Annotated in this window: 11 protein-coding genes; all 11 read left to right on the forward strand. The window is 71.6% G+C overall.

Annotated features, from left to right (window positions below):
- The first annotated feature begins 14 nt into the window (after positions 1–14).
- The 11 genes from ACFW9O_RS21075 (at position 15) to ACFW9O_RS21125 (ending at position 14,724) form a co-directional block, all read left to right on the forward strand.
- The gene (locus ACFW9O_RS21075; RefSeq protein ID WP_384611265.1) at positions 15–1,253 is read left to right on the forward strand and encodes a Gfo/Idh/MocA family protein; all 1,239 of its coding nucleotides are present in this window, start codon (positions 15–17) and stop codon (positions 1,251–1,253) included.
- 12 nt (positions 1,254–1,265) lie between these two features.
- A complete protein-coding gene (locus tag ACFW9O_RS21080; protein ID WP_384611266.1) occupies positions 1,266–2,270 on the forward strand; it encodes a sugar phosphate isomerase/epimerase family protein in 1,005 nt (334 codons plus the stop codon).
- 389 nt (positions 2,271–2,659) lie between these two features.
- Positions 2,660–6,358 carry a ThuA domain-containing protein gene (locus ACFW9O_RS21085; RefSeq protein ID WP_384611268.1) on the forward strand — a complete coding sequence of 1,233 codons (3,699 nt, stop codon included), beginning with the start codon at positions 2,660–2,662 and terminating at the stop codon, positions 6,356–6,358.
- Between the two features lie 98 nt (positions 6,359–6,456).
- Positions 6,457–7,575, forward strand: coding sequence for an inositol-3-phosphate synthase (locus tag ACFW9O_RS21090; protein WP_384611270.1), 1,119 nt, complete (start codon positions 6,457–6,459; stop codon positions 7,573–7,575).
- Positions 7,572–8,750 (forward strand): SCO3242 family prenyltransferase, encoded by a 1,179-nt coding sequence (locus ACFW9O_RS21095; protein WP_384611272.1) that lies wholly within the window; start codon positions 7,572–7,574, stop codon positions 8,748–8,750. The genes ACFW9O_RS21090 and ACFW9O_RS21095 overlap by 4 nt, the downstream gene beginning before the upstream one ends.
- Positions 8,747–9,610: a sugar phosphate isomerase/epimerase family protein gene (locus tag ACFW9O_RS21100; protein ID WP_384611274.1), complete on the forward strand. Its 864-nt coding sequence runs from the start codon at positions 8,747–8,749 to the stop codon at positions 9,608–9,610. Before ACFW9O_RS21095 ends, ACFW9O_RS21100 begins: the two co-directional genes overlap by 4 nt.
- A complete protein-coding gene (locus tag ACFW9O_RS21105) occupies positions 9,604–10,227 on the forward strand; it encodes an EboA domain-containing protein (protein ID WP_384611276.1) in 624 nt (207 codons plus the stop codon). The genes ACFW9O_RS21100 and ACFW9O_RS21105 overlap by 7 nt, the downstream gene beginning before the upstream one ends.
- Positions 10,227–11,075 (forward strand): TatD family hydrolase, encoded by an 849-nt coding sequence (locus ACFW9O_RS21110; RefSeq protein ID WP_384611277.1) that lies wholly within the window; start codon positions 10,227–10,229, stop codon positions 11,073–11,075. The genes ACFW9O_RS21105 and ACFW9O_RS21110 overlap by 1 nt, the downstream gene beginning before the upstream one ends.
- A 4-nt stretch (positions 11,076–11,079) precedes the next feature.
- Entirely contained in the window at positions 11,080–12,255 is a 1,176-nt protein-coding gene (eboE, locus tag ACFW9O_RS21115) for a metabolite traffic protein EboE (RefSeq protein ID WP_384611279.1), read from the forward strand.
- Positions 12,252–13,634: an alkaline phosphatase family protein gene (locus tag ACFW9O_RS21120; RefSeq protein WP_384611281.1), complete on the forward strand. Its 1,383-nt coding sequence runs from the start codon at positions 12,252–12,254 to the stop codon at positions 13,632–13,634. The genes eboE and ACFW9O_RS21120 overlap by 4 nt, the downstream gene beginning before the upstream one ends.
- Before the next feature lie 40 nt (positions 13,635–13,674).
- Complete coding sequence (locus ACFW9O_RS21125; protein ID WP_384611282.1) at positions 13,675–14,724, forward strand: sugar phosphate isomerase/epimerase family protein; 1,050 nt, start codon at positions 13,675–13,677, stop codon at positions 14,722–14,724.
- Positions 14,725–14,828: the final 104 nt, after the last annotated feature.

Raw genomic sequence — 14,828 nt, forward strand, 5'->3', positions numbered from 1 at the left:
AGGAGGAAGTCCGCATGGCCCGTAGGGAAGAGACGGAGCAGGAGCCCGCAGCTCCGCCGCCGGTACAGCAGCCGACGGCGACGCTCGGGGTCGGCATGGTCGGTTACGCGTTCATGGGCGCCGCCCACTCGCAGGGATGGCGCACCGCGGGACACGTTTTCGACCTGCCGATGAGACCCGCTCTCGCCGCGATCTGCGGACGCGACCGTACGGCCGTCGAGGCCGCCGCCGCCCGGCACGGCTGGGCGGCGGCGGAGACCGACTGGCGCGCGATGATCGCCCGGGACGATGTGCACCTCGTGGACATCTGCACCCCCGGCGACAGCCATGCGGAAATCGCCATCGCCGCCCTGGAGGCGGGCAAGCACGTGCTGTGCGAGAAGCCGCTCGCCAACACGGTGGCCGAGGCGGAGGCCATGGTGGCGGCCGCCGAGCGGGCGGCGGCGCGCGGCCAGGTGGCGATGGTGGGCTTCAACTACCGCAAGGTGCCCGCCGTCACCTATGCCCGCACGCTCATCGCCGAGGGGAGGCTGGGTGCTCTGCGGCACGTACGGGCCACCTATCTCCAGGACTGGCTGGTCGACCCGGAATCGCCGCTCACCTGGCGGCTCAAGCGGGAGCACGCCGGATCCGGTGCGCTGGGGGACCTCGGGGCCCATATCGTGGACCTCGCCCAGTACCTGACGGGGGAGCTGCTGGTCGGCGTCTCCGCGGTGAGCGAGACGTTCGTACGCGAAAGGCCCGTGCTCGCCGGCTCCTCGGCCGGTCTCTCGGGCACCGCGGACGGTACCGCACGGGGGGCGGTCACCGTCGACGACGCGGCGCTCTTCACGGGCCGGCTGGCCTCCGGCGCGCTGGCCTCCTTCGAGGCGACTCGGATGGCGGCCGGCCGCAAGAACGCCCTTCGGCTGGAGATCAACGGGGAGCGGGGCTCGCTCGCCTTCGACCTGGAACGGCTCAACGAACTCTCCTTCCACGACCACACCGAGCCCGCCACCTCGGCCGGGTTCCGGCGGATCCTGGTCACCGAGCCCGAGCATCCCTACCTCGAGGCGTGGTGGCCGCCGGGCCATGCGCTCGGCTACGAGCACACGTTCGTCCACCAGGCCCGCGACGTGGTGCGGACGATCGCCGAAGGGGCGGCGCCCGTACCGTCGTTCGCCGACGGACTGCAGGTGCAGCGGGTGCTCGCCGCCGTCGAGGAGAGCGCCGAGAAGAACTCCGTACACACCCCGGTACCGGTCCCGTTCTAGGAGGTCCTGCGCATGCCCCGCCCCTTCACACTCTTCACCGGCCAGTGGGCCGACCTGCCGCTGGAGGAGGTCTGCCGGCTGGCCCGGGACTTCGGCTACGACGGGCTCGAACTCGCCTGCTGGGGAGATCACTTCGAGGTCGACAAGGCGCTCTCCGACCCGGGCTACCTCGACGGGCGGCGGCAGCTGCTCGACAAGTACGGGCTCAAGTGCTGGGCGGTGTCCAACCACCTGGTGGGCCAGGCCGTCTGCGACAGCCCGATCGACGAGCGACACCAGGGGATCCTCCCCGCCCGCATCTGGGGGGACGGGGAGCCCGAAGGCGTACGCAGGCGGGCCGCCGAGGAGATCAAGAACACGGCCCGTGCGGCATCCGCCTTCGGCGTCGACACGGTCATCGGCTTCACCGGATCGTCGATCTGGCACCTGGTCGCCATGTTCCCGCCGGTGCCGCCGCGCATGATCGAACGCGGCTACGAGGACTTCGCGGAGCGGTGGAACCCGATCCTGGACGTCTTCGACGCGGAGGGCGTGCGCTTCGCCCACGAGGTGCACCCGAGCGAGATCGCGTACGACTACTGGACCACGCACCGCGCCCTGGAGGCCGTCGGCCACCGTCCCGCGTTCGGGCTGAACTTCGACCCGAGCCACTTCGTGTGGCAGGACCTCGACCCGGTCGGCTTCCTGTACGACTTCCGGGACCGCATCTACCACGTGGACTGCAAGGAGGCCCGCAAGCGCCTCGACGGGCGCAACGGCAGGCTCGGCTCCCATCTGCCGTGGGGCGATCCCCGGCGCGGCTGGGACTTCGTCTCCGCGGGCCACGGCGACGTGCCGTGGGAGGACGTGTTCCGGATGCTGCGGTCCATCGACTACCAGGGGCCCGTGTCCGTCGAGTGGGAGGACGCGGGAATGGACCGCCTGACCGGTGCGCCGGAGGCACTCGCCTCGCTGAAGCGGTTCGACTTCGACCCGCCGAGCGCGTCGTTCGACGCCGCCTTCGGGGGCGGCGACTGAGAGCTGGGGGCTCCGTCCAGGACCCCGCTCCACCACCGCCGGGGAGGCTCGATGCGCAGCCCGGCCATGTGAGGTGCCGTCGGCACTTCACGTGGCCCGCCGCGTCGGGCCTGCCCGGCGACCACAGCCCGCGGTTCACGCACACCGCCGCCGGGCCGCCTCGCCCTGCCCCCGGGCCGCTTTGTCCTTCCAGAGGAAAAAGGCCGATCCGAGGGCTGCGTAAGGGCTTTCCGTCCGGGACGAACAGGTCTACCGTCCCCTAGGTGTACACAGCATGACTCGCGTAACCCGGGTCCCTCACGGCGCCCCGGGGTCACGAGCGCGGCAGTCCCCGCGCGAAACGTACGGCTCCACCCGCCCGTACAACCGGCACTCTCCGGAGGACGCACGTGCACAGAAGCAGCAGACGACTCCGAGCCCGAAAGACACTCGCTCTCCTCACCGGCGGACTGCTCGCGGCCGCCACCCTCACCCTGGGGTCATCGCCCGCGGCCACCGCCGACGCCCCGGCCCCGGCCGCGGCCGCCGAGGACTTCCAGCAGGTCACCCTCGCGAAGGGCGCCGCGGAGACCGGCGAACCCATGTCGCTGGCCGTGCTTCCCGACCGCAGTGTGCTGCACACCTCGCGCAACGGCGAGCTGCGGATCACCGACAGCGCGGGCAACACCCGCGTCTCCGGCACCCTGCCCGTCTACTCGCACGACGAGGAGGGGCTCCAGGGCGTCGGCATTGACCCGGACTTCGCGGAGAACCGGGCGATCTACCTCTACTACGCCCCGCCGCTCGACACCCCCGCCGGCGACGCGCCGGAGACCGGAACCGCCGCCGACTTCGCGAAGTTCGACGGAGTGAACCGGCTGTCCCGCTTCGTGCTGAAGGCGGACGGCACCCTCGACAATGCCAGCGAGAAGAAGATCCTCGACGTCCCCGCCACCCGCGGCATCTGCTGCCACGTCGGCGGAGACATCGACTTCGACGCGCAGGGCAATCTGTACCTCTCGACCGGCGACGACTCCAACCCGTTCGCCTCGGACGGCTTCTCCCCGATCGACGACCGGCCCGACCGCAACCCGGCGTTCGACGCCCGCCGCACGTCGGGCAACACCAACGACCTCCGCGGCAAGATCCTCCGCATCAAGGTCGCGGACGACGGCTCGTACACCGTCCCCGACGGCAACCTCTTCGCCCCCGGTACGGACAAGACCCGCGCCGAGATCTACGCGATGGGCTTCCGCAACCCCTTCCGCTTCAGCGTCGACAAGGCCACCGGCATCGTGTACGTCGGCGACTACGGTCCCGACGCGGGCGCCGCCGACCCGAACCGCGGACCCGCGGGCCAGGTCGAGTTCGCCCGGGTGACGAAAGCCGGCAACTTCGGCTGGCCGTTCTGCACCGGTGACAACGATGCCTACACCGACTACGACTTCGCGACGAAGACGTCCGGCGCCCCGTTCGACTGCGCCGCCCCGAAGAACGAGTCGCCGCACAACACCGGCCTGGTGGACCTGCCCCCCGCGCAGGCCGCCTGGATCCCGTACGACGGCGGGTCCGTGCCCGAGTTCGGCACGGGCTCCGAGTCCCCGATGGGCGGGCCCGTCTACCGCTACGACGCGGACCTCGACTCACCGGTCAAGTTCCCCGAGGAGTACGACGGGGACTTCTTCGCCGGTGAGTTCGGCCGGCAGTGGATCAAGCGCATCGAGCAGGACGGTGCCGGAGCCGTCCAGTCCATCAACGACATCCCGTGGACCGGGACCCAGGTGATGGACATGGCCTTCGGGCCCGACGGGGCGCTGTACGTCCTGGACTACGGCCTCGCCTGGTTCGGCGGCGACGAGAACTCCGCGCTGTACCGCATCGAGAACGCCACGGGCGGCCGCTCACCCATCGCCGAGGCCTCGGCAAGCAAGACCTCCGGCATCGCACCGCTCCGGGTGAAGTTCTCCTCGGCGGGCACCACCGACGGGGACGGCGACGCGCTCACCTACGCGTGGGACTTCGGCGACGGCGGAAAGTCCACGGAGGCCAACCCCTCGTACACGTACAAGAAGAACGGCACGTACACCGCCACCGTGACGGCCAAGGACCCGACCGGCCGCACCGGCGCCGCGAGCGTCCATGTGACGGTCGGCAACACCGCGCCCGTCGTGAACCTCCAGTTCCCCTCTGACGGACAGCAGTTCGAGTTCAGGGACGAGGTGCCCTTCAAGGCCACCGTCACCGACCCGGAGGACGGCACCATCGACTGCAGCAAGGTCGTCATCAAGTTCACCCTGGGCCACGACAGCCACGGCCACGACATCACCACGGAGCACGGCTGCGAAGGCACCATCAAGACCGCGATGGAAGGCGGGCACGACCCGAACGCCAACATCTACGGTGGCATCTCGGCCTCGTACACCGACGGCGGGGGCGGCGGCCAGGCCGCACTCACCGGCCGCGACCAGGCCCAGCTGCAGCCGCGCCACCGCCAGGCCGAGCACTTCGACGACTCCTCCGGCATCACCACACCGGAGAAGGCGAGCGCCCACGGCGGCCGGACCGTCGGAGACATCGACAACGACGACTGGATCTCCTTCACCCCGTACATCCTCGACGGCACCACCAAGCTCACCGCGCGCGTCTCCTCGGCCGGCGCGGGAGGCTTCCTGGAAGTGCGGACCGGATCGCCCACCGGAACCATCCTCGGCTCGGCGCCCGTACCCGTGACCGGCAGCTGGGACACCTTCCAGGACATCGACGTGCCCCTGCGCGGTGCGCCGAAGAAGGCCACCGAGCTCTTCCTGGTCTTCAAGGGCGGTGCCGGAGCGCTCTACGACGTCGACGACTTCGAGCTCTCCAACAGCGCCCCCGACCGGACCGCCAAGCGTGTCCTGGTCTTCTCCAAGACCGGCGGCTTCCGCCACGACTCCATCCCGACGGGCGTCGCCGCACTGAAGGAACTGGGCAAGGACACCAACATCACCGTCGACTCCACCGAGGAGGCCGGCCAGTTCACCACCAGCAACCTGGCGCGGTACGACGCCGTCGTCTTCCTGTCGACGACCGGTGACGTCCTCAACGGCGACCAGCAGAAGGCCTTCGAGAACTACGTGGCCACCGGAGGCGGCTACATGGGTGTCCACGCGGCCGCCGACACCGAGTACGACTGGGAGTTCTACGGCGGGCTCGTCGGCGCGTACTTCGACTCGCACCCGCAGATCCAGCCCGCGACCGTCCGGGTGGAGAACCACGACCACCCGGCCACCGCCCACCTGGACGACGCCTGGGACCGCACCGACGAGTGGTACAACTACCGCACCAACCCCCGGGACAAGGCCCAGGTCCTGGCCACGCTGGACGAGACGAGCTACACCGGCGGCAAGATGAAGGGCGACCACCCCATCGCCTGGTGCCAGGCCTACCAGGGCGGCCGCTCCTTCTACACCGGCCTCGGCCACACCAAGGAGTCCTACGCGGAACCCGCCCTGCGCCAGCACCTGCTGGGCGGCATGCGCTACGCCACGGGCCAGGTGAAGGCCAACTGCAAGCCGGACACCGGCTACCGGTCGATCTTCAACGGCAAGACGCTCGACGGCTGGAAGCAGGCCGGCCCCGGAAAGTTCGCCGTCACCGACGGTGAGCTGCGCTCCGAGGGCGGCATGGGCCTGCTGACCTACCAGGCCAAGGAGCTGAAGTCGTACTCGCTGAAGCTCGACTGGAAGATGGCGGGAGACGACAACTCCGGCATCTTCGTCGGCTTCCCGGAGTCCGACGACCCCTGGTCGGCGGTGAACAACGGCTACGAGGTCCAGATCGACGCCACGGACGCCGCGGACCGCACCACCGGGGCCGTCTACACCTTCAAGTCGGCCAACATCAAGGCCCGTGACCAGGTCCTCAGGCCACCCGGCCAGTGGAACAGCTACGAGATCCGGGTCCAGGGAGAACGCCTCCAGATCTTCCTCAACGGAGTGAAGATCAACGACTACACGAACACCGACCCGGTGCGCAGCCTGAAGGACGGCTACATCGGCCTGCAGAACCACGGGGCCGACGACCAGGTGTCCTTCCGCAACATCCAGCTGAAGGAGCTGCCCTCCACGTAGGGCGGCCACCCTCTGCCGACGGTGGGCGGGGGAGGCCCACACACCTTCCCCCGCCCACCGTCCTCCACCCCCTCTTCATCCCCCCAGGGAGGCAGCCCGTGACCGCACACGCCGTTCGTACCGGAGTCTGGTTCATCGGAGCACGCGGCTCCGTCGCCACCACCGCCACCGCGGGGTGCGCCGCCATCGCCGCGGGCCTGCACCCGGCGACCGGCATGGTCACCGAGACACCGCCCTTCGCCGACAGCGGGCTGCCGGCCCTGACGTCCCTGGTCTTCGGCGGCCACGACACCATCGACTGCCCGCTGCCCAAGCGGGCCGAGGCACTCGCCGCCGGAGAGGTCCTGCCGTACGGACTGCCGTCCGCCGTCCGGGCCGAACTCGCCGCCGCGGACGCGGAGATACGCCCCGGGGGACCCCTCACCGGCGACACCCGCTCCGACGAGGAACTCATCACGGCCTTCGCCGCGGACCTCGACGACTTCGCCCACCGCCACGCACTCGCCCGCACGGTCGTCATCAATGTCGCCTCGACCGAACCGGCACCCGGCGAGGACGCCACACGCCTGCCCGCCAGCTCCCTCTACGCGGCGGCCGCGCTCCGCGCCGGCTGCCCCTACGTCAACTTCACCCCGTCCACGGGGCTGCGCAGCCCCGCACTCCAGGACGCCGTCGACTCCTGCGGACTTCCCCACGCGGGACGTGACGGCAAAACAGGCCAGACGCTGCTCCGTTCCGTACTCGCCCCGATGTTCGTGCAGCGCGCCCTGCCGGTACGGGCGTGGTCGGGCACGAACCTCCTGGGCGGCGGGGACGGAGCGGCGCTGGCCGACCCGGCCGCCGCGGCGGCGAAGAACGCGGGCAAGGAACGCGTACTCGCCGACACGCTCGGGGCGGCCCCCGAAGGCGAGGTCCACATCGACGACGTCCCCGCGATGGGTGACTGGAAGACCGCGTGGGACCACATCGCGTTCGACGGCTTCCTCGGCTCGCGAATGATCCTGCAGACGATCTGGCAGGGCTGCGACTCGGCGCTCGCCGCCCCCCTCGTCCTGGACCTGGCCCGGCTGATGGCCCGCGCCCATGAAACCGGCCTGACGGGGCCGCGGCCGGAGCTCGGCTTCTACTTCAAGGACCCGGACGGCGGCCCGGCGGCGCTGTCCGAGCAGTACGCGGTGCTGCTGGCCTTCGCCGAGCGGCTGCGGGCGGCCCTGTGAGGCCGCTCCGGCTGTTCGCGACGCTGACAGGACTGCCGGCACCGCTCGGCGCCCGGAGTGTCCGGAGCGCCGGCCGCGCCCCGGGCGTGAGCTCACCAGACAGCCTGTCCGGTGGGGGCGGGACTGCGCCCGCACCGGACAGGCCCCCGACCCGGGTGCCCCTCCGCGCCTGGGCGGAACTGCTGCGGGTGTCCGCCCTGTTCACCGTCCCCGGTGACGCACTGGCCGGGGCGGCCGCCGCCGGCAGACGCCCCACCCGTGGCACGGCCCTCGCGGTCGGGGCGTCGCTGTGCCTGTACGAGGCGGGCATGGCCCTCAACGACTGGGCCGACCGCGACGAGGACGCCGTCGACCGTCCGCACCGCCCGATCCCGTCCGGCCGGATCGCACCCGGCGCGGCGCTGGCCGCGGCGGGCGTCCTGACGGCCGCGGGCCTGACCCTGGCGGCACGCGCCGGCCGCCCCGCCCTGGCGTTGGCCACCGGCCTGGCAGCCACCGTCTGGGCCTACGACCTGCACCTGAAGCACACGAAGGCGGGCCCGGCAGCCATGGCAGCCGCCCGCGCGCTGGACCTCCTCCTGGGCGCGACGGCAACGGGGCCGGCCACGGCGGGGGCATCGACCGCGGCCGCGGCGGGGGCACCGACCGAGGCCACGGCGGGGGCGGCGGAACGAGGAGCCACCCGCACCGCGCTCCCGGCCGCCCTCCTGCTCGGGGCGCACACCTACTCGGTCACCGCGGTCTCCCGCCACGAGGCACAGGGCGGGTCCACCGCAGTGCCCCTCGCGGCGCTCGCGGCGACCGTGGCGCTCGGCGCCGCCGTCGTCCGCGAGCGAACGGGCGACCAAGGCCCACCGCAGCTCCCGGGAACGGGCGCGGCGGGCACGAGGGGCGCGGCAGGGGTACTACCCCGTGGCCCCCGCTCCGTCACCGACCGGCTCCTGCTCACCGCCTTCGCCGGCGCCTACCTCCGTACCGCCGTTCCACCCCTGTTCCACGCCGCCCTCAACCCGTCCCCGCCCCTCACCCAGCGCGCCGTCGGCGGCGGCATCCGGGCCATGATCCCACTGCAGGCCGCGCTGGCCGTCCGGGCCGGGGCGCCCCTCGGCGGGCTCGCCGTCATGGGACTCGTCCCCCTCGCCCGCAGACTCGCACGGAAGGTGAGCCCCACATGACCCTCCGCCTCGGCTACGGCACCAACGGTCTGACCGACCTCCGCCTCGACGACGCCCTCGGGCTCCTCGCCGACCTCGGGTACGACGGGGTCGGGCTGACCCTCGACCACATGCACCTCGACCCCCTCGCCCCCGACCTCGCCGCCCGCACCCGCCATGTGGCCCGCCGCCTCACCGAGTTGGGTCTCGGCGTCACCGTGGAGACCGGCGCCCGCTACGTCCTCGACCCGCGACGCAAGCACGGCCCGTCCCTCCTGGACCCCGACCCCGAGGACCGTGCGGCCCGCACCGCGCTGCTCGTCCGGGCCGTCGACGTCGCCGCCGACCTGGGCGCGCACGCCGTCCACTGCTTCAGCGGCATCACCCCACCGGGCACCACCACCGACGCCGCCTGGCTACGACTGGCCGACGCACTCGCCCCCGTACTGGACGCCGCCACCCGCGCCGGAATCCCCCTCGCCATCGAGCCCGAGCCGGGCCACCTCCTCGCGACACTCGCCGACTTCCACCACCTGCGCACCCTCCTCGGCGACCCGGAACCACTCGGACTCACCCTCGACATCGGCCACTGCCAGTGTCTGGAACCCGCCCCGCCCGCCGACTGCGTCAAGGCCGCCGCGCCCTGGCTGCGCCACGTCCAGATCGAGGACATGCGACGCGGGGTCCACGAACACCTGCCGTTCGGCGACGGCGAGATCGACTTCCCACCGGTGCTCGAAGCCCTCGCCGCCACCGGGTACGGCGGCCTCACCGTCGTGGAGCTGCCGCGCCACTCCCACGCAGGGCCCGAACTCGCCCGCAGTTCGATGGAGTTCCTGCGCAGCGCCGCCGGAGCGACGAACGGAGCCGCCGCGTGCTGACCAGCCGCAAGGAACTCGACGCCCTGCTGCGCGGAGCGGCCAGAGCCTGGCTCGACGAGGCGCTCGCCGAGGCCGCGCACGCCGCCGCCCACCCCGGAGCCGACACGGGCACCCCGCCCTGGGAGCTGCGCTTCGCCTCCGCGGGCCGGCACTGCGGGCTCGAAAACGCCGACTCCGTACGCGCACTGCTCCTCCTCGAAGCCCGAGCGGGACTGCCCGCCGTGACCAGGCTCTACGAACAGGGAACCGCCGCCGAGCGCCGGGCCGTCCTGCTCACCCTGCACCGGCTGGACCTCGGTGCCACCGCCCTTCCGCTCGTCGAGGACGCCCTGCGCACCAACGACACCCGGCTGGTCGCCGCGGCCGTCGGCCCGTACGCCGCCGCCCACCTCGACACACACGGCTGGCGGCACGCCGTCCTCAAGTGCCTCTTCACCGAGGTCCCCGTCGAGGCGGTCGCCGAGCTCGGCCGCCGTGCCCGGGGCGACGCCGAACTCGCCCGCATGCTCGGCGACTTCGCCGCCGAACGCACCGCGGCGGGCCGAGCCGTCCCGGTCGGCCTGCGGACCGTCCTCGATCTCACGGCCCCCGCCCCCGCCCCCACGGAGGAGTCCTGATGCGCATCTTCGACCCCCACATCCACATGACCTCCCGCACCACGGACGACTACCGGGCGATGTACGACGCGGGCGTCCGCGCCCTCGTCGAACCCTCCTTCTGGCTCGGCCAGCCACGCACCTCGCCCGCCAGCTTCTTCGACTACTTCGACGCCCTCCTCGGCTGGGAACCCTTCCGCGCCTCCCAGTACGGCATCGCGCACCACTGCACGCTCGCCCTCAACCCCAAGGAGGCGAACGACCCCCGTTGCACCCCCGTCCTCGACGCGCTGCCCCGCTACCTCGTCAAGGACGGAGTCGTCGCCGTGGGAGAGATCGGCTACGACTCGATGACCCCGGCCGAGGACACCGCTCTCGCCACCCAGCTCCAGCTCGCCGCCGAACACGGGCTGCCCGCACTCGTCCACACCCCGCACCGCGACAAGCTCGCCGGTCTGCACCGCACCATCGACGTCGTCCGTGAATCGGACCTCGCCCCGGAACTCGTCCTGCTCGACCACCTCAACGAGACGACCGTGAAGGTCGCCGTCGACAGCGGTTGCTGGGCCGGCTTCTCCATCTACCCGGACACCAAGATGGACGAGGACCGCATGGTCACGATCCTCAGGAACCACGGCACCGACAAGATCCTCGTCAACTCGGCCGCCGACTGGGGCAGGAGCGACCCGCTGAAGACCCGCAAGGTGGCGGACGCCATGCTGAAGGCCGGATTCACCGAGGACGACGTCGACAAGGTCCTGTGGCGCAACCCGGTCGCCTTCTACGGACAGAGCGGCCGGCTCCAGCTCGACATCGCCGCCCCCACCCCGCTCCACGAGGGCAACTCCATCCTCCGCGGCGGGGAGTGACACGATGCGCTTCCGCCACCCCGACGGGTCCGTCGTCCACCTCGCGTACTGCACCAACGTGCACCCGGCGGAGACCCTCGAAGGAGTCCGCGCCCAGCTGCGCGACCACTGCGAGCCCGTACGCAAACGGCTCGGCCGCGACCGCCTCGGCATCGGTCTCTGGCTCGCCAAGGACGCCGCCCGCGCCCTGATCAACGACCCCTCCGCCCTGCGCGCCCTGCGGACCGAACTGGAGCACCGCGGCCTCGAAGTGGCGACCCTGAACGGCTTCCCGTACGAGGGGTTCGGCGCCGAGGAGGTCAAGTACCGCGTCTACACACCGGACTGGACCGACCCCGAACGGCTCGCCCACACCACCGATCTCGCCAGGCTCCTCGCCGCCCTGCTGCCCGACGACGTCACCGAGGGCACCATCTCCACCCTGCCGATCGCCTGGCGCACCCCGTACGCCGCCGATCCCACGGCGGCCGGCATCGCGCAGAAGGCGCTCATCACGCTCGCACAGCGGCTCGACGCTCTCGCCGAGCTCACCGGGAAGTCCATCAGGATCGGCCTCGAACCGGAGCCGGGCTGCACCGTGGAGACCACCGCGGACGCCATCGCACCCCTGACCGCCGTGGGCCACGACCGCATCGGCATCTGCGTCGACACCTGCCACCTCGCCACCTCCTTCGAGGACCCGGACACCGCCCTCGACGCCCTGTCCGCGGCCGGGGTGCCCGTCGCGAAGGCCCAGCTCTCCGCCGCCCTGCACGCGGAGCACCCCCATCTGCCCGAGGTGCGCACCGCACTGGCCGCCTTCGCCGAACCGCGCTTCCTGCACCAGACACGCACCCTCACCGCCGCCGGCCTGCGGGGGACCGACGACCTCGACGAGGCCCTGAACGGCGGGACGCTCCCCGACAGCACCCCCTGGCGCTCCCACTTCCACGTACCGCTGCACGCACCCCCGGCGCCCCCGCTCACCTCCACGCTCCCCGTGCTCCAGTCCGTGCTGACCCGGCTCGTCGGCGGCCAGAAGCCCCTGACACGGCACCTCGAAGTCGAGACGTACACCTGGCAGGCGCTCCCGGCGGAGCTACGGCCCCGTACCCGCGCCCAGCTCGCCGACGGCATCGCCAGTGAACTCACCCTCGCCCGCGACCTCCTGGTCGACCTCGGACTCAAGGAGCTGCCATGACCGCCGACCCCACCCCGCTCCTCGTCCTCGACGTCGTGGGCCTCACCCCCCAGCTGCTCGAACACATGCCCAACCTGCGGGCCATGGCGGCAGCCGGTGGGCAGGCACCTCTGTCCACCGTCCTGCCCGCCGTGACCTGTGCCGCCCAGTCCACCTTCCTCACCGGCACCACCCCCGCCGAACACGGCATCGTCGCCAACGGCTGGTACTTCCGCGAGCTCGGCGACGTCCTGCTGTGGCGCCAGCACAACGGTCTCGTCGAGGGCGACAAGCTCTGGGACGCCGCCCGCCGCGCGCACCCCGGCTACACCGTCGCCAACATCTGCTGGTGGTACGCGATGGGAGCCGACACCGACTGGACCGTCACCCCCCGCCCCGTGTACTACGCCGACGGCCGCAAGGAACCCGACTGCTACACCCGGCCGCCGGCCCTGCACGACGAGCTCACCGAGAAGCTCGGCACCTTCCCCCTCTTCCACTTCTGGGGCCCGGGCGCCGATCTCGTCTCCTCGCAGTGGATCATCGACGCCACCCGGCACATCCTCGCCACCCGCAGCCCGGACCTGGCCCTGTGCTACCTCCCGCACCTCGACTACGACCTCCAGCGCTACGGCCCCGACGACCCCCGCTCCCATCGGGCGGCGACCGACCTCGACCGGGCCGTGGCACCCCTCCTCGCGGACGCGCGCGCCGAGGGGCGCACCGTCGTCGCACTCTCCGAGTACGGGATCACCCGTGTCGACAGGCCCGTCGACATCAACCGCGCCCTGCGCCGCGCCGGGCTGCTGGAGGTCCACACGCAGGACGGCATGGAGTACCTCGACCCGATGGCCTCCCGGGCCTTCGCCGTCGCCGACCACCAGCTCGCCCACATCTACGTACGCCGCCCCGAGGACCTGGATGCGACCCGGGAGGCCCTCGCGGACCTGCCCGGCATCGATCAGCTCCTGGACGACGAGGGCAAGAAGGCCCACCACCTCGACCATCCGCGCTCCGGGGAACTCGTCGCCGTCGCGGAGAAGGACGCCTGGTTCACGTACTACTACTGGCTCGACGACGCCCGCGCGCCCGACTTCGCGCAGCTCGTCGAGATCCACCGCAAACCCGGCTACGACCCCGTCGAGCTCTTCATGGACCCCCAGGACCCCTACGTCAGGGTCAAGGCCGTGACCGCGGTGGCCCGCAAGAAGCTCGGGATGCGCTACCGCATGGCGGTCGTCCCCCTGGACCCCTCACCCATTCGCGGCAGCCACGGCCGCCTTCCCACGAGCGACGACGAAGGTCCGCTCATCCTCTGCTCCACCCCCCACGCGTTCACCGGCCGGGTCCAGGCCACCGAAGTGAAGTCCCTGCTCCTCCAACTTGCCGGACTGCACTGACAATCCGATCGGTCCCCACACCCACACAGGGAGATACGTGATGACGAGCCGCACCCCGAAGGACGCCGAACTCGCCCGCAGACTCAGCCGCCGCAACGTGCTGGGCGTCGCCGCCGGAGCCACCGCCGCCACCCTCCTGGGAGCCGCGACCGCCCAGGCGGCAGGCAGTACGGGCCGAGGGCACGGTCACGGCAAGGGCCGTGCCGTCCTGCCCCCCGGCCGCCTCGGAATCCAGCTGTACAGCCTCCGCGACAAGGTCTCCACGCTCGGCTTCGCCCCCGTCTTCGCCGAGCTGGAGAACTACGGCTACGACGAGATCGAGTTCGCCGGATACACCCAGGGCTCGGCCGGCGCCATCACCCTCGCCCAGCTCAGGAAGCTGGCGAAGGACCACGGTCTGAACCCCATCGGCAGCCACGTCGGCTACTACGACGACAACAACCCGGGCGCCTACACCTTCGCCCAGAACCTCACCAAGGTCCTCGACGACGCCGAGGCCCTCGGTCTGAAGCACATCGGCACCGCGTCCGGGCCGTTCCGCTACGGCTCCACCGTGGACGGCTGGAAGCGCGCGGCCGAGGAGTTCAACACCTACGGCGCGGCCGCCCGCAAGCGCGGCATGAAGTTCTACCAGCACAACCACGCGGAGGAGTTCTCCTTCGCCACCGACAAGCCGGGTGTGCGGCTCTACGACGTCCTGCTCGCCGAGACGGACCCCGACCTGGTCTATCTGGAGATGGACATCTACTGGGCGTTCTGCGCGCAGTTCCGCTTCGGCAAGAAGGCCGACGGGACTCCCGCCCCCTTCAACCCCGTCGACTACGTACTCAGGCAGCCCGACCGCTACCCCCTCTTCCACGTCAAGGACGGCACCCGTAACGACTCCGCCCGCGACGGCTACGACATGACGGACGTCGGCGACGGGGACATCGACTACAAGACCTTCCTCAGCCGCGTCACCGAGCGGACCCACCGAGGCCGCACCTACCACCACTGGCAGACCGAGCACGACAACCCGGTCGAGTCCTTCGCCTTCGCCCGTAAGTCCAGCGAGCACCTGCACTCCCTCCGGGAGCGCTGCGGCGACTGACGCCCGACGGCACATACGTGTGGGGCCCGGTTCCTTGAACCGGGCCCCACACGGATGTTGCCGCGGGGGGGCGATCAGTCGGGGTACCGGCATTTCGGGGACGG

Origin of the sequence: Streptomyces sp. NPDC059499, from assembly GCF_042749285.1 — a bacterium.
GTDB lineage: Bacteria > Actinomycetota > Actinomycetes > Streptomycetales > Streptomycetaceae > Streptomyces.

Excerpts from the sequence above, each read along its gene's own strand:
- ACFW9O_RS21075 (WP_384611265.1), top strand. The coding sequence starts at position 15 with ATGGCCCGTAGGGAAGAGACGGAGCAGGAGCCCGCAGCTCCGCCGCCG.
- ACFW9O_RS21100 (WP_384611274.1), top strand. The coding sequence starts at position 8,747 with ATGACCCTCCGCCTCGGCTACGGCACCAACGGTCTGACCGACCTCCGC.
- ACFW9O_RS21110 (WP_384611277.1), top strand. The coding sequence starts at position 10,227 with ATGCGCATCTTCGACCCCCACATCCACATGACCTCCCGCACCACGGAC.
- eboE (WP_384611279.1), top strand. The coding sequence starts at position 11,080 with ATGCGCTTCCGCCACCCCGACGGGTCCGTCGTCCACCTCGCGTACTGC.
- ACFW9O_RS21125 (WP_384611282.1), top strand. The coding sequence starts at position 13,675 with ATGACGAGCCGCACCCCGAAGGACGCCGAACTCGCCCGCAGACTCAGC.
- ACFW9O_RS21120 (WP_384611281.1), top strand. The coding sequence starts at position 12,252 with ATGACCGCCGACCCCACCCCGCTCCTCGTCCTCGACGTCGTGGGCCTC.
- ACFW9O_RS21080 (WP_384611266.1), top strand. The coding sequence starts at position 1,266 with ATGCCCCGCCCCTTCACACTCTTCACCGGCCAGTGGGCCGACCTGCCG.